The sequence below is a fragment of the Streptomyces sp. CB03238 genome, from assembly GCF_002099185.1.
In the GTDB taxonomy this organism is placed as follows: domain Bacteria; phylum Actinomycetota; class Actinomycetes; order Streptomycetales; family Streptomycetaceae; genus Streptomyces.
This window is the reverse complement of sequence record NZ_NBCN01000005.1, coordinates 294,838-312,699: the sequence shown is the minus strand read 5'-3', so window position 1 is coordinate 312,699 and position 17,862 is coordinate 294,838. Positions and strand designations below refer to the sequence as shown.

At 70.8% G+C, this 17,862-nt stretch carries 14 protein-coding genes and 1 pseudogene; 9 read left to right on the top strand and 6 right to left on the bottom strand.

Going from position 1 to position 17,862, the window contains the following annotated elements; translation table 11 throughout:
* Positions 1–116 precede the first annotated feature (116 nt).
* Positions 117–3,722 carry a DNA polymerase III subunit alpha gene (locus BKD26_RS10980; protein ID WP_084897725.1) on the top strand — a complete coding sequence of 1,202 codons (3,606 nt, stop codon included), beginning with the start codon at positions 117–119 and terminating at the stop codon, positions 3,720–3,722.
* A complete protein-coding gene (locus BKD26_RS10975) occupies positions 3,719–4,678 on the top strand; it encodes a hypothetical protein (RefSeq protein WP_084897645.1) in 960 nt (319 codons plus the stop codon). The genes BKD26_RS10980 and BKD26_RS10975 overlap by 4 nt, the downstream gene beginning before the upstream one ends.
* A 4-nt stretch (positions 4,679–4,682) precedes the next feature.
* On the opposite strand, the gene BKD26_RS10970 is transcribed toward BKD26_RS10975, so the two are convergent.
* Positions 4,683–6,167, bottom strand: coding sequence for an FAD-dependent oxidoreductase (locus tag BKD26_RS10970; protein WP_241518598.1), 1,485 nt, complete (start codon positions 6,165–6,167; stop codon positions 4,683–4,685).
* Positions 6,168–6,293: 126 nt separating this feature from the next.
* On the opposite strand from BKD26_RS10970, the gene BKD26_RS10965 reads away from it, so the two are divergent.
* The 3 genes from BKD26_RS10965 (at position 6,294) to BKD26_RS10955 (ending at position 9,630) form a co-directional block, all read left to right on the top strand.
* Complete coding sequence (locus tag BKD26_RS10965) at positions 6,294–7,532, top strand: cytochrome P450 (protein ID WP_084897643.1); 1,239 nt, start codon at positions 6,294–6,296, stop codon at positions 7,530–7,532.
* A gap of 161 nt (positions 7,533–7,693) precedes the next feature.
* Positions 7,694–8,569 carry an alpha/beta fold hydrolase gene (locus tag BKD26_RS10960; RefSeq protein ID WP_084897642.1) on the top strand — a complete coding sequence of 292 codons (876 nt, stop codon included), beginning with the start codon at positions 7,694–7,696 and terminating at the stop codon, positions 8,567–8,569.
* An 11-nt stretch (positions 8,570–8,580) separates the two neighbouring features.
* Positions 8,581–9,630, top strand: a complete 1,050-nt coding sequence (locus BKD26_RS10955) for an LLM class flavin-dependent oxidoreductase (protein WP_084897641.1) — start codon at positions 8,581–8,583, stop codon at positions 9,628–9,630.
* 63 nt (positions 9,631–9,693) lie between these two features.
* Here the strand turns inward: BKD26_RS10955 and BKD26_RS10950 are convergent, their stop codons facing one another.
* Positions 9,694–10,731 (bottom strand): lytic polysaccharide monooxygenase, encoded by a 1,038-nt coding sequence (locus BKD26_RS10950; protein WP_084897640.1) that lies wholly within the window; start codon positions 10,729–10,731, stop codon positions 9,694–9,696.
* 483 nt (positions 10,732–11,214) lie between these two features.
* On the opposite strand from BKD26_RS10950, the gene BKD26_RS10945 reads away from it, so the two are divergent.
* The 3 genes from BKD26_RS10945 to BKD26_RS10935 all read left to right on the top strand — a co-directional run bounded on the left by BKD26_RS10945 (position 11,215) and on the right by BKD26_RS10935 (position 13,200).
* Complete coding sequence (locus tag BKD26_RS10945; protein ID WP_143662636.1) at positions 11,215–11,412, top strand: hypothetical protein; 198 nt, start codon at positions 11,215–11,217, stop codon at positions 11,410–11,412.
* 167 nt (positions 11,413–11,579) lie between these two features.
* A complete protein-coding gene (locus BKD26_RS10940; protein WP_084897638.1) occupies positions 11,580–11,948 on the top strand; it encodes a VOC family protein in 369 nt (122 codons plus the stop codon).
* Between the two features lie 694 nt (positions 11,949–12,642).
* Entirely contained in the window at positions 12,643–13,200 is a 558-nt protein-coding gene (locus tag BKD26_RS10935) for a DUF3291 domain-containing protein (RefSeq protein ID WP_084897637.1), read from the top strand.
* Between the two features lie 149 nt (positions 13,201–13,349).
* Here the strand turns inward: BKD26_RS10935 and BKD26_RS10930 are convergent.
* Positions 13,350–13,772 (bottom strand): annotated as a pseudogene (locus BKD26_RS10930) (hypothetical protein); the annotation flags it as partial.
* Between the two features lie 319 nt (positions 13,773–14,091).
* Between BKD26_RS10930 and BKD26_RS10925 the strand changes: the two are divergent.
* Positions 14,092–15,015, top strand: a complete 924-nt coding sequence (locus BKD26_RS10925) for a radical SAM protein (protein WP_084897636.1) — start codon at positions 14,092–14,094, stop codon at positions 15,013–15,015.
* 25 nt (positions 15,016–15,040) lie between these two features.
* Here the strand turns inward: BKD26_RS10925 and BKD26_RS10920 are convergent, their stop codons facing one another.
* The 3 genes from BKD26_RS10920 to BKD26_RS10915 form a co-directional block, all read right to left on the bottom strand.
* Positions 15,041–16,594: a helix-turn-helix transcriptional regulator gene (locus tag BKD26_RS10920; protein WP_143662635.1), complete on the bottom strand. Its 1,554-nt coding sequence runs from the start codon at positions 16,592–16,594 to the stop codon at positions 15,041–15,043.
* Positions 16,595–16,695: 101 nt separating this feature from the next.
* Complete coding sequence (locus BKD26_RS39735; RefSeq protein ID WP_143662634.1) at positions 16,696–16,935, bottom strand: hypothetical protein; 240 nt, start codon at positions 16,933–16,935, stop codon at positions 16,696–16,698.
* Between the two features lie 173 nt (positions 16,936–17,108).
* Positions 17,109–17,777 (bottom strand): response regulator, encoded by a 669-nt coding sequence (locus tag BKD26_RS10915; protein ID WP_084897724.1) that lies wholly within the window; start codon positions 17,775–17,777, stop codon positions 17,109–17,111.
* Positions 17,778–17,862 lie beyond the last annotated feature (85 nt).

The window sequence follows — 17,862 nt, the reverse complement described above, 5'->3', positions numbered from 1 at the left end:
CATTCGCGCAGGTGGGGCGGGCCGAATGGCGGATTCGATTCGTGTCGTACGAATGTTCGAAACTGGTCTATGGTGGTAGTGGGGGAGGTGAGACCGGATTGATCCAGGAGGTGCGGGTGCCAGGGTTCACGCATCTGCACACCGTTTCGGGCTTCTCCCTGCGCTATGGGGCCTCGCACCCGGAGCGGCTGGCGGCGCGTGCCGCCGAGCGCGGCATGGACGCCGTCGCCCTGACCGACCGCGACACCGTCGCCGGCGCGGTCCGCTTCGCCACGGCCTGCGCCAAGGAGGGCGTCCGGCCGCTCTTCGGTGTCGACCTCGCGATCGACGGACCGGCGACCCGGGAGGACGGGCCCACCGAGCGGCGCCGCACCCCGGTGCGCGGCGGCGCCTTCGTCGACGAGTCCGCGCCCCGCGCGGTCTTCCTCGCCCGGTCCCGCGAGGGGTGGGCCACCTTGTGCCGGCTGATCACCGCCGCGCACGCGGAGGAGGACGGTGCGGCGGCCGGACACGGCGCCGGGCACGACGCCGGGGACGGTGCCGGGTACGCGGTGGGACGGGCGGCCGGGGACGGTGCCGGGCAGGTCGCCGGACGTGCCGCCGGGCGGGCCTCCCGGTACGCCACCGGACGCACCCCCGGGCACGGTGCCCGCAGCGGCAGCCCCCTGCTCCCCTGGGCCGAGAACCACGGCGACGGCGTCACCGTCCTCCTCGGGCCCGACTCCGACATCGGCCGCGCCCTCGCCGCCGGCCGCCCCGACCGCGCCGCCCGGCTCCTCGCCCCCTGGCGGGACGCCCACGGCGACGCCCTGCGCCTGGAGGTCGTCCACCACGGCCGCACCGGCACCGGGCCCGGCTCGCTGCGGCACGCCGCCCGCACCCTCGGGTTCGCCGCCGAGCAGGGCGTACGCGCCGTGCTGACCAACGCCGTGCGGTACGCCGACCCCGGCCAGGGCCCGGTCGCCGACGTCCTCGACGCGGCCCGCCGCCTGGTGCCCATCGACCCCCGCAAGGGCCTCGACAGCGGTGAACGCTGGCTCAAGGACCCGGCCGCGATGGCGGCCACCGCCGAGCTGGTCGCCGAGGCCGCCGGGTTCCGCCGCGACACCGCGCACCGGCTCCTCGCCATGACCGAGGAGACGGCCGCCGCGTGCCTGGTCGACCCCGAGGACGACCTGGGCATCGGGTCCGTCCACTTCCCCGAGGCGCACCTGGTCGGCGCCGGCCGCCGCACCGCCGAGCGGGTGCTGCGCTCGCGCTGCGCCGCCGGGATGGTGCTGCGCGGCCACGACCGGAAGCGGGCGTACTGGGCCCGCCTGGAGGACGAGCTGGGCACCATCGAGCGGCTCGGCTTCGCCTCGTACTTCCTCACCGTCGCCCAGGTCGTCGACGACACCCGCGAGATGGGCATCCGGGTCGCCGCGCGCGGCTCGGGCGCCGGGTCCCTGGTCAACCACCTCCTCGGCATCGCCCACGCCGATCCGGTCGAACAGGGCCTGCTGATGGAGCGCTTCCTGTCGGTGCGGCGGCCCGTGCTGCCCGACATCGACATCGACGTGGAGTCCGCCCGCCGCCTGGAGGTCTACCGCGCCATCCTCGACCGCTTCGGCCCCGAGCGCGTCGCCGCCGTCGCCATGCCCGAGACGTACCGCGTCCGCCACGCCGTACGGGACGTGGGCGCCGCCCTGTCCATGGACCCGGCCGACATCGACCGGATCGCCAAGTCCTTCCCGCACATCCGCGCCCGCGACGCTCGCGCCGCGCTCGACGAGCTGCCCGAGCTGCGCGAACTGGCGGGCGAGCGGGAGAAGTACGGCAGGCTGTGGGAGCTGGTCGAGGCGCTCGACGCGCTGCCGCGCGGTGTCGCCATGCACCCGTGCGGGGTGCTCCTCTCGGACGCCTCGCTGCTGAGGCGTACGCCGGTGGTACCGACCAGCGGCGAGAGCTTCCCCATGTCCCAGTTCGACAAGGACGACGTGGAGGAGCTGGGCCTGCTCAAGCTCGACGTCCTCGGCGTGCGGATGCAGTCGGCGATGGCGCACGCGGTCGCCGAGGTCGAGCGGGCGAGCGGCGAGGTGGTCGACATCGACGACCCCGAGCGGGTGCGGCCCGGCGACCCCGCCACGTACGACCTCATCCGCTCCGCCGATACGCTCGGCTGCTTCCAGATCGAGTCGCCGGGCCAGCGCGACCTGGTCGGGCGGCTCCAGCCGTCCACCTTCCACGACCTGGTCGTCGACATCTCCCTCTTCCGGCCGGGCCCGGTCGCGGCCGACATGGTCCGGCCGTTCATCGAGGCCCGGCACGGGCGGGCGCCGGTGCGCTACCCGCACCCCGACCTGGAGGACGCGCTGAGGGAGACGTACGGGGTCGTCGTCTTCCACGAGCAGATCATCAAGATCATCGACATCTTGACCGGCTGCGGCCGCGAGGAGGCCGACGCGGTACGGCGCGGGCTGTCCGACCCCGAGTCGCAGGGCCGGATCAAGGTGTGGTTCGCGCAGCATGCGAAGGCCAAGGGGTACGCGGACGATGTGGTCGCCCGGACCTGGGAGATCGTCGAGGCCTTCGGGTCGTACGGCTTCTGCAAGGCGCACGCGGTGGCCTTCGCCGTACCGACGTACCAGTCGGCGTGGCTGAAGGCGCACTATCCAGCCGCCTTCTACGCCGGGTTGCTCACGCATGATCCCGGTATGTACCCCAAGCGGCTGCTGCTGGCGGACGCGCGGCGGCGCGGGGTACCGGTGCTGCCGGTGGATGTGAACCGGTCGGCGGTCGCACACCGTATCGAACTGGTGTCCGGTTCGTTGGGCAAGTGGGGCCTGCGGCTGGCGCTTTCGGACGTCCACGGCATCAGCGAGGCGGAGGCGGCCCGCATCGAGGCCGGTCAGCCGTACGCCTCGCTGCTGGACTTCTGGGAGCGGGCCCGGCCCAGCCGCCCCGTCGCCGAACGGCTCGCCCAGGTCGGCGCGTTGGACGCGTTCGGAGGCAACCGGCGCGACCTGCTGCTGCACCTCGCCGAACTCCACCGCCTCCAGCGTGGCTCCGGCTCGTACGGCGACCAGCTCCCGCTCGCGGGCGGCCGCACGTCCGCGCCCATCGGGCTGCCGGACCTCAACGAGGCCGAACGGCTCAGCGCCGAGCTGGGCGTGCTGTCCATGGACGCCTCGCGCAACCTGATGACCGATCACCACGCCTTCCTCGCCGAGCTCGGCGTGGTCTCCGCCCAGCGACTGCGGGCGGCACCGCACGGGCAGACCGTGCTGGTCGCGGGGGCCAAGGCGGCCACCCAGACCCCGCCCATCCGGTCCGGCAAGCGCGTCATCTTCACCACCCTCGACGACGGCACCGGCCTGGTCGACCTCGCCTTCTTCGACGACAGCCACGAGCGGTGCGCGCACACCGTCTTCCACTCCTGGCTGCTGCTCGTACGGGGTGTGGTGCAGCGGCGCGGCCCGCGCAGCCTCAGCGTCGTCGGCTCCGCCGCCTGGAACCTCGCCGAACTGGTGGAACTGCGGCGCGAGGGCGGCCTGGACGCGGTGGCGGCACGGCTGGCCGAGCCGGCGATGCCGGGTGCTCCGTCGTCCTCCGACAGCGGGCGGCGGATCACGATGCCCACCGGATACGAGATGAACCCGTGGGCGGACCTGCGCCCGGCGGGCGAAGGGACGGCAGGGGTTCCGAAGAAGCTGTGGCACCAGAGTCAGGGGAGCGCGGGATGATCCTCTACGTACGATTCCGGCTGGAGCCCACGCATGAGGCGCTGCTTCCGCACCTGGTGGGCATGCTGGAGCAGTTCACGCCCGTCGTCGAGGCGGCCCCGCCCGACGCCGCGCTCGCCGACGTACGCGGCGCCGTACGGTACTTCCGGCGCGGACCCGCCGAACTGGCCGCCGTCATCCGCGTCCGGGCGCTCGCCCTGTACGGCGTGGACTGCGCCATCGGGGCCGGGCCCAACCCGATGCTCGCCCGCATGGCCGCGCGGGACGCGATGCCCGGGACGACCCTGGTGGTCGACGACCCGGAGGCGTTCCTGCGGGACAAGCCGGTCGCCGCGCTGTACGGCGTCGGCCCGGCCACCGCGAAGACGCTCTGCTCGTACGGGCTCGACTCCATCGGGCGCGTCGCCGCCGCGCCGCTCGCCGTGCTCCAGCGGATCGTGGGCGCGCGGGCGGGGCGCGAGCTGTGGGAGCGGGCGCAGGGCATCGACCGTACGGCGGTCGTCCCCAACGCCGCGTCCCGGTCGGTCGCCGCCGAACGGGCCTTCGACCGCGACGAGCTGGACCAGGACCGGCACCGGCGCGCCCTGCTGTCGCTCGCCGGGGAGCTGGGCGCGCGGATGCGGGGCGAGGAGCAGGTGTGCCGCTCGCTGACGCTGACCGTGCGGTACGCCGACCGGTCGGCGACCACCCGGACCCGCACCCTGCGCGAGCCGACCGCCCACACGGCCGCGCTGGCGGAGGCCGCGTACGCGATGCACGAGGCGCTCGGGCTCCAGCGGGCCCGGGTACGGTCCATCGGGCTGCGCGCCGAGGGCCTGATGCCCACCGACAAGGCCGCGCACCAGCTGTCCCTCGACCCGGCCGACGACAAGGCGCGGCGGATCGAGGCGGTGGCGGACAAGGCGCGGGCGAGGTTCGGGCCGGGCGCGATCGTGCCCGGGTCGCTCGCCGCCTGACGCGCTAGTCCGCGAGCCCGACTTTCGCCAGATACCGGTCGAGGTGCGCCGGGTCCTGGGTGGCCAGCCCGATGTGGCCGTCCGGGCGGATCACGAACAGCCCCGCGCCGAGCGCCTCGGCCACGGCACCGCCGGTCACCCGGTGCGTGACGATCTCCGACGGCACCCGGGGCGGGGTGCGGTCCACCGCGAGCAGGGTGAAGTGCGGGCCGGTGAGCAGCTCGTGGAGCCGCTCAGGGCCGTTGCCCGCCGTCGCGCACGGCAGGTCGGGGGCGCGGTCGCCGGCCTGGACGGCCGTGTCGGAGAGCCGTTCCCGGGTCTCGGTGCTCAGGGCGCTCTCGCGGTACCCCACGGTCAGCAGATGGGTGACCCGGCCGCGGTGACGCGCCTGCTCGCTGCCTCCCTCGGGGCTGCGGCCGGTCCGGTAGAGCCGGGTGCTGAGCTTCAGGACGTGGGCGGCGGCGGGGCGGCGCTCCGCCTCGTAGCTGTCCAGCAGCTCGTCCGGGGCGTGGTGGCGCAGCACCTGGCCCAGCTTCCAGCCCAGGTTGTACGCGTCCTGGACGCCGATGTTCAGGCCCTGCCCGCCGCCCGGCGGGTGGGCGTGCGCGGCGTCCCCCGCGAGGAAGACCCGGCCGTCCCGGAAGCGCTCGGCCAGCGCCGTACGGGGCTCGTAGTACGAGGCCCACAGCACATCGGTGACGGCGTCGGCCGGCAGGTGCGTCCGGGCGGCGATCAGGGCCCGCACCGTCTCCGGCGTGACCTCGGGATCCTCGCCGTCGGCCCGGGCGTTCAGCTGGAAGTCCTCGGTCCCGGGCAGTGGGCACATCAGCACACTGCCCACGCCCCGGGTGTCCGGGTCGTCCAGCCAGATGTGCCAGTGGTCGCGGTCCAGGCCCCGGACGCGTACGTCCGCCACCACGGCCGGGCGCAAATCGCTCTCCCCGCCCTTCATGGCGATGCGCAGCGCCTCGCGCACGGTGCTGTGCCCGCCGTCGGCACCGACCAGGTACGGCACGGTCAGCGTCCGGCGGCTGCCGTCGGCGTGCGCCAGCTCGGCCAGTACGTGCCGGTCCGTCTGGTGCAGGGACGTCAGCCGGGTCCCGTACTCGACCGTCCCGCCCAGCTCCAGGAACCGGTCCCGCAGGACCTCCTGCGTACGCCACTGGGGAACCAGCCACGGTTCCGGGAACCGGGAGGCCGGGGCCTCCGGGTCCGGCTCGATCAGCCGCCACTCGCCCTCCCGCCGCCCGTCCCGCCAGGTCTGCATGGGCGGGAACGGCCCGCCCGCGGCCCGCAGCGCGTCCATGACGCCGAGGTCGTCGAGGGCCTCCTGGGTGCGGGGCTGCAGGCTCTTGCCGCGCGACCCGGAGAACAGCCGGTCGGCCGCCTCGACGACATGGGTGCGTACGCCGCGCCGGGCCAGGTCGCAGGCGAGGGTGAGCCCGGTGGGGCCGGCGCCGACGACCAGGACGTCCACGGCACCGTGCACCGGTGCTCCTCGATGTGCGTCGGCTGGCATCTCTCACCGCTTTCTGCCGTCGGTCACGGCCCTGGAGTGCACGGAACAGTCATCTACCGCAAGATGCGGCATATGCGGGATATGCCCCTGAATCAGATGGTCTCGTCGCGTGAGCGCCAACATCCGCCCACATGGCCGGACGCCCTCAGCTGCCCCTTCGACTTCAGCGAGGCCCTGGACTTCGATCCGCTGCTCGCGGATCTCATGGCGCGGGGCCCGGTGACCCGGATCCGGCTGCCCTACGGCGACTCCGCGGCGTGGCTGGTCACCACGTTCGACGGCGTACGTCAGGTGACCACCGACCCGAGGTTCAGCCGCGCGGCCATCGTCGGCCGGGACTACCCGCGGCTGACACCGGAACCCATCGTCTCGCCGGAGTCGGTCAATGTGCTGGACCCGCCGCACAGCACCCGCCTGCGCCACGCCGCCGCGCGGGCGTTCACGAAGAAGCGCGTGGAGCGCATGCGCCCGGCCATCGAGCGGGTGGCCGGCCACCTGCTGGACGAGATGGCCGAGCACGGCCCACCGGCCGACCTGGCCCACCACCTCTCCGCGCGGCTGCCACACCACACCATCTGCGACCTGCTGGGCGTGGCCCCGGCCGACAGGCCCGTACTGCTGCGCCGTACGCACGAGATGCTGACCACGGCACCGGAGGCGCGGCGGGCGGCGGCGGATGCCAAGCGGTACCTGCGCGACTACTTCGCCGGCCTGGTCGTGGAGCGGCGGCGGGCGCCGGGGGAGGACCTCATCAGCGCCATGGCCGCCGCCGCCCCCGATGACGGCGAGAAGCCCTTGAACGACGAGGAGTTGGCGGTCCTGGCGGTGACGCTCATCCTCAGCGGGAACGACACGGCCACCTGCCAGATCAGCAACATCGTCCACACCCTGCTCACCCGCCCCGGCCAATGGGCCGCGCTGGTACGCGATCCGGAGCGGCTGCCCGGGGTGCTGGACGAACTCCTCCGCTTCATCCCGTTCCGCAAGGGCGTCGGCATCCCGCGCGTCGCGCTGGAGGACGTGGAGGTGGAGGGGGTGCTCGTCCGGGCGGGCGACTTCGTCCATGTGTCGTACCTGGCGGCCAACCGGGACCCCCGGGTGTTCCGCGACCCCCATGTGCTCGACCCGGACCGGCCGGTCCAGCCCCATATGACCTTCGGCTGGGGCGGACACCACTGTGTCGCCGCGCCCCTGGCGCTGGCGGAGCTGCGGGTGGCCGTCGGCGCCCTGCTCGCCCGCTTCCCCGGGCTGCGCCTCGCGGTGCCGGCGCGGGAGGTGGCGTGGGACACCGCGACGATCCGGCGCTTCCCGCTGCGGCTGCCGGTGAGGTGGTAGACCGGCAGTTTTTACCGTCGCGTAACTTCCCTCCCGCTGTTACGCGTGCGTAACTTGGCATGAGCACGGCATGCCCGCCGTGCGTCCCCACAGTGGTCCGGGCCACAGGGCGTACCGCCACCGCCCCATCCCCATTCCTTGAGCCGCAAGGAGACCACTCGATGCTGCCCTCACGCCTGCCCGCACGTGTGCGCCGCGCGCTCAGAGTCTCGGCCGTCCTGCTGCTGGCCGTCGCCGCGACGCTCACCCCCGCCTCCGCCGCCCACGCCGCGTCCCCCAGCAGCGGCTGGAACGACTACACCTGCAAGCCGTCACCCGCCCACCCCCGCCCCGTCGTCCTCGTCCACGGCACCTTCGCGAACTCCGTCGACAACTGGCTCGGCCTCGCCCCCTACCTGGTCGGGCGCGGCTACTGCGTCTTCTCCCTCGACTACGGGCAGCTGCCCGGCGTGCCGTTCTTCCACGGCCTCGGCCCCATCGAGAAGTCGGCCGAGCAGCTCGCCGCCCACGTCGACAAGGTCCTCGCCGCGACCGGCGCCGCCGAGGCCGACCTCGTCGGCCACTCGCAGGGCGGCATGATGCCCCGCCACTACCTCAAGTTCCTCGGCGGCGCCGACAAGGTGAACGCCCTCGTCGGCATCGCCCCCGACAACCACGGCACCACCCTCCTCGGCCTCACCGCGCTGCTGCCGTACTTCCCCGGCGTGGCCGACCTGCTGAACGAGAAGACCCCGGCACTCGCCGACCAGGTGGCCGGCTCCCCGTTCCTGACGAAGCTCAACGAGGGCGGCGACACCGTCCCGGGCGTCCGCTACACCGTCATCGCCACCAGGTACGACCAGGTCGTCACCCCGTACCGCTCCCAGTTCCTCGACGGCCCGAATGTCCGGAACGTGCTCTTGCAGGACCTGTGCCCTCTGGACTTCTCCGAGCACGTGGCGATAGGGCTGACCGACCGGATCGCGTTCCACGAGGTCGTGAACGCACTCGATCCGGCGCACGCGACGCCCACCACGTGCGCGTCGGTCATCGACTGAAGGGTGACTTCGTGAAGTTCAGCTACGTCTTACTGCCCGACTACCCGCTCACCGAGTCCCTGGCCTCCATCAGGCTCGCCGACGAACTCGGCTTCCACGCCTGTTACGCCGCCGACGAGACCTGGCACAAGGACATGTGGCTGCTCTTCGCGGCGGCGGCCGGACAGACCAGCCGCATCCGCCTCGGCCCCAGCCTCTCTTCCGTCGTCCTGCGCGAACCCACCCTGATCGCGCAGTCCCTCGCCACCCTCGACGAACTCTCCGGCGGCCGCGCCGAAGGCGTCCTGTCCAGCGGCAACTTCGGCCTCCTCGCCCAGTACGGCATCGACTGGGCCCGGCAGCGCCCGCTGTCCCGCACCAAGGAGGCGCTGCACGTGGTGCGCACCCTGCTGGACGAGGGGAGCATCACGTACGACGGCGAATTCTTCACCTACAACCGGCTGTTCACCTTCGCCCGCCCGGTGCAGGAGCACCTGCCGGTCAAGCTGGGCGCGATGCGCGGGCCCAAGTCCTTCGAGGCGGCCGGGGAGTTGTCGGACGGCTGCCACCACGCGCTCAGCTACACGCGCGAGGCGTACGACTACGCCGTCACCCACATCCGCGCCGGCGCCGAGCGGGCCGGCAAGGACTGGCGGTCGCTGGACATCGGGGCGTGGGTGGTCTTCGCGACCGGGCCGGATTCGGCCAAGGCGAAGGAGGCCGCCCGTTCGATGGTCGGCATCTACGCCTCGTCGATGCCCGAGGAGCAACTGCGCCGCAACGGGGTCGACCCGGCGGAGCTGAAGCCGGTGATCGACGCGATCGGCGGCGGCGACCTCGCCCGGGGCATCGAGCTGACCTCACCGGAGGTGGCGGAGAAGCTGTCGGTGTCGGGCACGCCGGAGGAGTGCCTGGAGAAGATCCGCCGGGAGATCGAGCCGAGCGGGGTCAACCACATGATCTGCGCGATCACCGACCGCAGCCTGGTGCGCGCCTTCACCGGGCGGGACCTGGACGGGGTCGCGGACGTGGACACGCAGCTGCGGCTGATCCACGAGCGGATCATGCCGGCCTGGGCATGACGGAGCCGGGGCCCCCGCCTTCGCGGTGGGCCCCGGCGCCGCCCCGGTCGTCACCGTCCGTCGTTACCGTGCGGACCTGCGGCGCGTCGTCGCGAACAGCACCGCGGCTCCGATCGCCAGGACGCCCGCGCCGCCGATGGCGAGGTACGGGGTGGTGCCGCTGCCGCCGGTCTCGGCGAGGTTGTCACCGCTCGCCGGCGCGGCGGCGGGCGACGGGGTGCCGGCGCCATTGGCCTGGGGCTCGTTGGCCGGCTCCGTGGGAGCCGCCGGAGCCGCCGGAGCCGAAGCGGGCGCCGAAGCGGGCGCCGACGGCTCCGCCGAGTGGTCGTCGCCGTGGCCGTCGCCGTGGTCGTCGCCCCCGTGCCCGCCGTGGTCGACCGTCGACTGGTCCGCGCCGTCCTCGATCTGCTCGTCGGACGGGGCCGACGCGGTCGGAGCGGGAGTGCCCGCAGAGCCGTTGTCCTCCCCGAACACCACGTCGGAGCAGGTGTAGAACGCCTCGGGCGAGTCGGAGCGCTGCCAGATCGAGTAGACCAGGTGGCGGCCGGACTTGGCGGGGACGGTGCCGTCGAAGACGTACGCACCGTTCTCCAGCTTCGGGTCGGTGACCTTGGCGAACGGCTTCGCCTCCAGGTCCGACCACTTCAGCGGCTTGGACGGGTCGTAGCCGTCCTTGGTGATGTACAGCTCGATGGAGCCCTTGTGCGGGGCGGTCGCCTTGTAGCGGAAGGTGTGGTTGCCGGCGGCGAGCTCGGACGACGGCCAGTCACCGCGGGGCAGGTCGAGCCCCTTGTACTTGTCGCGGTTCGCGCTGCACAGCTTGCCGTCAGGGATCAGCCGCTTGTGGTTGCCGGCGGCGTTGGCGATGTTGACCTCGTTCCAGTCGTAGAACGCCTGCGCCCCGCTGGCCGCCACCGCCGCCTTGCACGCCGCCGAATCCGGGCTCTCCGGCCCCTCGGCGTAACAGGCGGACACCCGGCTGACCGGATCGGTCATCGTGCCGTGCGCCGCGGCCGGCGACGCGGCCAGTCCGGCGAGCGCGAGCGGCGCGATGCCCAGGGCGACGGCGGCGGCTGCCGTGCTGCTGCGGCGAGCAGTCATGGTGACGGTTCTCCTTCGACGGGAAAGCGGTATGTGGGGGGTTACGGGGCCGGATCCCGGACGGGCGGCGCAGCCCCCCGGCTTCGGCACCGACGGTCCGGACCAGCCCCGTGATCAGCAAGCTAGCCCCTCGGAAGGCCGGAATCGCCTGCTGGAAGCGGCTGATGAGGATCCTTATGCTCCGCTTAAGGCGACGCTAAGAAGACGCTCAGGTAGATGCTCCTCGCGCGGTCGTCCGCCCCTGACAGCACGGCCTTCACCGTCCGCCGTAGTCCGTCGACGTCCGCCTGATGCCGTGGTTGGTGGCTCCCTGCATGGCCCCCATGGGGAGCCACCGACCGGTTGTGCCGCCCTCGCGGGAGCGACCTGGTACCCATGGAGCGTCCGCGTGCGTGAGTCCGCGTGTGCGGCAGTTCGGGCAGATCTGCTGAGCAGCGACGAAGGAGAGAGGCACTTGGGTTGGCCTGGGACCCAGAGGGGTTCGTGTTCGGCACGGACAGTGGCGATCCGCGCCCCACGGACCAGGTTCGGCGGAACTTCCGAGCGCTGCTGCGGCGAGCTGCGGCACAGCTTCGTTTCACGCTCTCTGACCACGGCATTCCGATCGAAGTCATTGCGCGGGCCGTCATCACGGAGGAAGCCGAAGCCCTGGACGACATCTTTGAAGCTCCGCCACCTTGAAGTGGCTGGTCAGCGGGGTGACGTGAGCTCGTTTCGGGGTGCTCGTGCTCGTGCTGGTCGTGGGCGGCAGTCTGTGTTGCAGATCGTCCGGCGGGGTGGTTCTGCCGATGAGTTCACCGTCCTCGAACGGTCTACCCAGCGACACGACCGTTCTCGACAGGAGTGCCATGTCCACCATCCAGCCAGTGATCGTGACTGCCGACCAGGACGTTCTGCTCGGCTTCTATACGGAATTGTTCGGCGCTGAGGAGATCTTCCGGGTACCGGAAGAAGGCCCGGCCTTCTACCTCGGCTTGCGCATCGGCGACACCGACCTCGGGCTGGTGGTCAAGGCGAACCCGGGGACTGGGGCGGCGCCGCGGATCATGCTCAGCATCGGTGTCGACGACGTCGACGAGACGCTCGGCCGGGTAACGGCGCTGGGCGGCTCGGTGCGCTCCGGCCCCACCGACATGTCGTGGGGACAGCGCGTCGCCCACATCCAGGACCCCGACGGCAACCCGGTGAACCTCACTCAGCCGATCCCGGCCCGGTGACGCTGTTCCGAGGGCATGTGCTGATCGTGGGCCACCTGCGGTAGAGATCGATTGTCGGTAGCGGCCTCGGTGAGGAGCCGCCAGTTCTTCAGGTGGGCAAAGCCATCGTTCAAGAGGGGACGCGTCCGGCGGCCAAGGACCCTGATGACGGGGGAGTTGCTACCTGGTACGCGCCCCGTGGGGGAGCCACAGCTCCGTGCGGCTCCCCCCTTTGGCTCCCGGCCCGAGGATCCCCAGCGCTGGGCTGTCGGCCACACACGCTCCGACCTGCAACGGCACCGGATCGGTCGTGCCGTGTGTCCTTTGACAGCGAACCCAGTCGCTGCGTCATCCAATCCAGTCGACGCCGCTGGCGTCGCCCCGACCCACCAGCCTGAGCGAAGCTGTCGATGCTGCTCCTCCGCAGTTGCTGGGCCGATGCGGACTTCCACGACGGCAGGCAGCGGCCACCGTCCCAGCCCCCGCAAGAACCTGTGCAAGAGGCCACTTGGACAGGGAAAACGCAACTTCGACATGGCCCGCAGAGGCAGCTACCTTCACCTGGTCTTCGGCGATCGCCCACGGTCGCACAGGAGTTCCTTCAGGCTGAGCCACCCGCGACGGGATGATTTGGTCACACCCCACGAATCCTCGCCCCCAGGCGTAAGCCACCGAACCGGATCCACACCAGGCACCCCCAACCAGGGAGAGACGAATGCCCCATCTTGCGCTGTACACATTCGGCGTCCTGAAGTCACCTCTCGCCGATCCCGCACCTCTCACGCGCGAACTCCACGACAGCGGCGAGGCCATCTACCGGAAGATCGGCCAGCACCCCGGGTACCTCGCTCGTGCTGAAGCGGCAGACGGCGGCCGGGGCACACACTTCGACTTAGACTGGGGTGCATGGGGCGAGTTTGCCGTACCGACCTGGTACGGCAAGGGCCATACGGTGGAAACCATCGCCCTGGCCGCGACCCTCTCACTCTGGACCGGCCTGCGCCCCGCCTTCGACGCCATCTACACCGGCCTGCACCGTGAGGCGCTGAACAGGCGTTACGACTGGTTCGAGAGGACAGGACACCCGAGTTACGTGTTCTGGTGGGTCTCCGACGGCGTGATACCCACCTGGCAGGACGGGGTTTCCAGGCTGGAACACCTCCACGACCACGGCTCCACGCCGCACGCCTTCACCTTCCACCACTCGTTCGCCCAGGACGGAACTCCGACCCGGATCAAAGGCATCGCGCCGCAGAGCGACCAGGTTCGCTGACAAGGAAGCCTGAACGACTGGGTTCGCTGTCAAACGCCCGTACCCTTCAAGTGAGCTCGATCAGGCATGAGTTGCAACACCGGCACACCGGCGATCCCGATATCAGACGCCGGCGGCCGTCCGGCGCATGGGCGAGAGCAGGCTGACCGCCGCATCTCCGGGCTCAGATCGAGGCTGTTGGGATATTCGGTGATTGCTTCTGGTGCCAGCAGACACGGCTCCGGCACATAGCCAGGGTAGTTCGCCTCATACGGTTCCGGCGGTGGCGAGGACGTCGACGACCGCGGCGGCGGACCGCCAGAACAGTGCGGTCGACGGCTTGTAATCCCGATCGTGGTCGTAGGGGCACCAGAGGACCTGGAGCAGATCGGCCTGGCCGGGCGGCCGCAACAGGGGTATGTCGCGCGGCTCCTCCACCGGCCACATGAACGGCCCCCGACCGAGCTGTCCCTGAGCGAAGCTGACCCGGCACGAGGATGCAGCCGAATCGCAGGACGCGCCAACGGAGCCGGCTCAGGAAAGACCGCGGTCACCTCAACAGGCCGCGGCGGAGTGGTACGTACGAAGACCATGCCGGTGATCCTGCCACCAGCCACCGACAGTCCCCTGCCACCTCAACCGGCGTCAACGCTCAACTGGCTGCAACGCCCACCAACTCAGCCACGGTGACAACAAGTCTGCCTATGTGGCAACTATCGTGCTTCTGCTCACTCTGACCGGGAACCAAGGCTTGCGCCACCCGACATCACGATTTCAAGTTCAAGTAAGAAGCCGCTCAGGAAGGCCGGACCACACCGTCGTCCACGCCCGCGACTGGCAAACAGGGTGGGGCATCCGGACACGTCCGGTCGGATGACTTGACTGGGGCGGGTCAGCAGTCAAGGTGGTTACATGCCGGAGGTCGCCGCGCCCCTTTGCCGTTGGGGCATTCGGTTCCTTTCAGATCAGGGGGCAGAAATGGCCGAGTCGCATGATGCTGCGTGTGTCTCGTTGTTATGGCTCGAGATCACGGGAAAATGCCAGCTCGAGTGCGTCCACTGTTATGCCGAGAGCGGCCCCGACGGGGACCACGGCCTCATGACGCGGCAGGACTGGCTGGAGGTCATTGCGGAAGCTCGTGACATCGGTGTGAAAACTGTGGTGTTCATCGGCGGGGAACCCACCCTGCATCCGCTGTTGGGCGAATTCGTCGAGTACGCACTCGGCCTCGGGCTGTCGGTCCGCATCGTGACCAACCTCGTCCATGTCCCCACGGGTCTGTGGGACGTGTACGTCCGGCCGGGTGTTTCTGTCTCGGTCAGTTACTATTCGAGCGATCCAGCCGCCCATGACGCGATGACCCGGCGACGGGGCAGTCACCGCCGTACGGTCGTGAACCTGGAGAAAGCGGCCCGGCTCGGGGTGCACGTCACTGGACTGATCATCACCACGGACACATCACCGGATGCCGATCCCGCGCGGAACGCGCTGGAACGGTTGGGGGTACGACAGCAGAAGGTGGCTCCCGTTCAGGCCCTGGGGCGGGCGGCAGCCGGCTGTGCCCCCTCGTTGTCCGATCTCTGTGGCCAGTGCGCGGGCCACCTCCTGGCCGTGGACCCTCGGGGCAGGGCCTTTCCGTGCGTCATGGCCCGCTGGCTGCCTGTCGGTGATGTGCGCGGCGGTTCGCTCGCGGCGATCGTGCGGGACGGTCGCCTGACCGATGTGCGGCGGCGGATTCACGAAGCGTTCGATCCGCGTGTGACCGGGCGGCCACCGGTGGTGCTCCACCACGGGTGCGAGGGGAACTCGGGTGGCCAAGACGGTTGTGGGCCGTGACGCCTCGTCACCGTCACCGTAGACGTCAGCGTCTGTCGACGGGCAGGGCAGGGATACGGAAGTCCTCGATCTCCGCACGCAGATCGGCCACCTGCGGGGCTCCGCGTGCCACCGGTGCCCGCAACGCCTGGGCGAACTCCAGCAGCCTCGCCCGCATGTGCTCGCTCCGCAGGCGTAAATCGGTGTCCAGCACGGGACGCAGTTCCGCCCGGGCCGCTTCGAGGTCACCTCGCAGCAGGCGCGAGGTGGCGAGGGTGATCCGTGCGCCTGCTTCCAGCGATGTGTCCCGTTCGGCCTCTGGGCTCTGCTCGTAGAGGCGGATTGACGAACCGGCGGCATCGGCGGCCTCGTCCGCCAGGCCGAGCAGGATCAATCCATTGGCTGTGTTGTGAAACTGCTTCGCCGGGTCGGCGGTGAAGACCCCTCCCACCTCGTCGAAGAAGTCGTCCGCCCCCGACATCCTCTCTCGTGCCTCCTGAGCGAGCCGGAAGGCGTGCAAGGCACCATCCCTGTCGCCGAGCGCGGCGAGCGCCGTGCCTTCCATGCTGTGCAGGCGCTGCTTCGAGGCCTCGTTCCGGCCGGCCAGCCGAAGTCCTGAACGGGCCAGCGCGACCGCCGAGCCGGGGCGCTGATCGCGGTACGCGTACCAGGACTGCGCGGACCTGCACCAAGTCCGGATGGAGTTGTGTCCGATGATTTCCGCGTAGGCCCACGCGGCGCGCGTCTGTTCCAGAGCAGCGGCCCGATAGCCGAACGTCTGGCTTGCTTCTGCCAGGAGACAGCAGACCACGCTGGCCAGGAAGTACAGCTCCCGGGTCTGTGCGGGGTGGTGATGTCCTTCCAGAATGCGGTAGATACGGTCCCGTGTGCCGACCATCTTCGCGAACAGAGGCAGCGGGTCCAGGTGGACCAGGCCACGTGACAGGCGGGTCACGTCGTCGCGTAACGTCTCGAGAGTCGAGGCACCGACGTTGCTGGTCTCGGCCCATCCGGCGTGTTCGCTGGACTCGTGCGCGGCTGCCATGACGGTCGCCTCCTCGATTGTGCTGCTGTGCCTCAACGGGGTGGGCTTCAGGGAGACGGAGGCCACCATGTCGGAACGGCTCAGCACGACGGCCGTACTCTCCGCCTCCTTCCCCGCGCCCGTAACCGGCTTTCGCCCAGAGGGCCGGTCGGGGTGACCGCTGCGTCCGCGGAGCAGGCTGATCTCTTCCGGATGCAGGTGGTTCCGGTCCAGGAGATCGGTGAGCTCGATGGGGCGTACGCCATAGACCCGGCTGAGCAGCGACAGGACACGGATGCTCGGCCTTGACCCGCCCAGGGGCCACAACTCGTACTCGCTGATGCGTTTGCCGGTCAGGGCAGGGCCTTCCCCCGTGGCCAGTGCGTTGCACCGGTCCGCGGCCTCCTCCTGCGACATGCCATACGCGAAGCGCCACGCCTGCCGGGGTCGGAAATTCCAGCGGCGGACCATCTCGTCGACGATCTCACGGGGGGAGCAGCCTTGTGTCAGTAACTCTCTGCGCAACTGCTCGCGTTCAGGTTTGCATCCCGGCTTGCCTCGTGCGGTTCGTGCCATCGCGGATCCTCCCCGATTTCACGGTAGCCGCCTGCGGAGCGGGGCGGAACCCCGCTCCCGCTCGGGCGGAAAAACGGCCGGGAAATCTGGGTATGCGCAGCTCACATGCTTTCGATCAGCGGAAAAACGGTCCGGTCCCAGAGGTTCAGAAATGGACTGGCCGCGCACGAACATGAGGTGTGCTTCGAGGAGCCCGACGATAAGCCGATGAACGGATGAAGGGGGACGCGGTTCATGATGACGGAATTGAGCGGGTCGTGCCGACAGGCGGTACGCCGGCATCCGGTGGCGGTGGTGCTGGGCGTATCCGCGGTGGTCGTGAGCGTCGCGTTGTTGGCCATGGCACTGACCGTGCTCCCCGAGGGAGTGGGGGCTGCGGTCATCGGCTTGCTCAGTGCGCTCTGGGGAGCTGCCATTCTCGGCGGTTGTACCCTTGCCACCGCCGCGATCTCCCGGCGCCCGGCGCAGCAGGCCACGGAAGCGGCAGAGCAACCCCGTGAGGCTCGGGGCAACCTCACCCCACCCGCCGGTAGCGCCGCTCCGGGCGGCCCGTGCCGCCGTAGCGGAGGGTGACCTCGGCGCGGCCGGTTTCCGCGAAGTACTCCAGGTAGCGGCGGGCGCTCACGCGGGAGAGGGAGCCCGCCTCCGCGCACTCGGTGGCCGAGAGGCCCGACGGGTGGGCGCGGAGGATGCGGTCCACCAGGTCGGCGGTGTGGGCGGCCAGGCCCTTGGGGAGTTCGCGGGAGCCGGGCGGGCGGGTGCCGAAGATCTGGTCGACGTCCTCCTGCCGCGCTTCGTCCAGCGACTCCAGGCGGCTGCGCAGGGACGCCACGTGCAGCAGCTGCTCGCGCAGCGCCGCCTGGCTGAACGGCTTGATCAGGTAGTGCAGGGCACCCGCGCGCAGCGCCGAGCGGATCGTGCCCGCGTCCCGGGCCGCCGTGATGAACAGGGCGTCGACGCCGTGCCCCGCCGCCCGCAGCGCGCGCAGCACACCGATCCCGTCCATGTCCGGCAGGTAGATGTCCAGCAGGACGACGTCCGGGCGTAGCGCCTCGGCGGCGCGCAGCGCTTCGGCGCCGCTGTGCGCCACCCCGACGACCGTGAAACCGTCCACCGCGGACACATAGCGGCTGTGCAGCTTCGCGACCATGAAGTCGTCGTCCACCACCAGCACCTTTGTCACCGGCGACACGCTAGGTCCCGACCACAACGACCACAACGTCCGTTGGTTGCGGAAGGGAGACAGGTTCTTAACGCGCGGGCAACAT

Coding starts and splice junctions, on each gene's coding strand:
- BKD26_RS10960 (WP_084897642.1), top strand. CDS start 7,694: ATGCTGCCCTCACGCCTGCCCGCACGTGTGCGCCGCGCGCTCAGAGTC.
- BKD26_RS10965 (WP_084897643.1), top strand. CDS start 6,294: ATGGTCTCGTCGCGTGAGCGCCAACATCCGCCCACATGGCCGGACGCC.
- BKD26_RS10935 (WP_084897637.1), top strand. CDS start 12,643: ATGCCCCATCTTGCGCTGTACACATTCGGCGTCCTGAAGTCACCTCTC.
- BKD26_RS39735 (WP_143662634.1), bottom strand. CDS start 16,935: ATGGCCAACAACGCGACGCTCACGACCACCGCGGATACGCCCAGCACC.
- BKD26_RS10940 (WP_084897638.1), top strand. CDS start 11,580: ATGTCCACCATCCAGCCAGTGATCGTGACTGCCGACCAGGACGTTCTG.
- BKD26_RS10925 (WP_084897636.1), top strand. CDS start 14,092: ATGCCGGAGGTCGCCGCGCCCCTTTGCCGTTGGGGCATTCGGTTCCTT.
- BKD26_RS10975 (WP_084897645.1), top strand. CDS start 3,719: ATGATCCTCTACGTACGATTCCGGCTGGAGCCCACGCATGAGGCGCTG.
- BKD26_RS10920 (WP_143662635.1), bottom strand. CDS start 16,594: ATGGCACGAACCGCACGAGGCAAGCCGGGATGCAAACCTGAACGCGAG.
- BKD26_RS10950 (WP_084897640.1), bottom strand. CDS start 10,731: ATGACTGCTCGCCGCAGCAGCACGGCAGCCGCCGCCGTCGCCCTGGGC.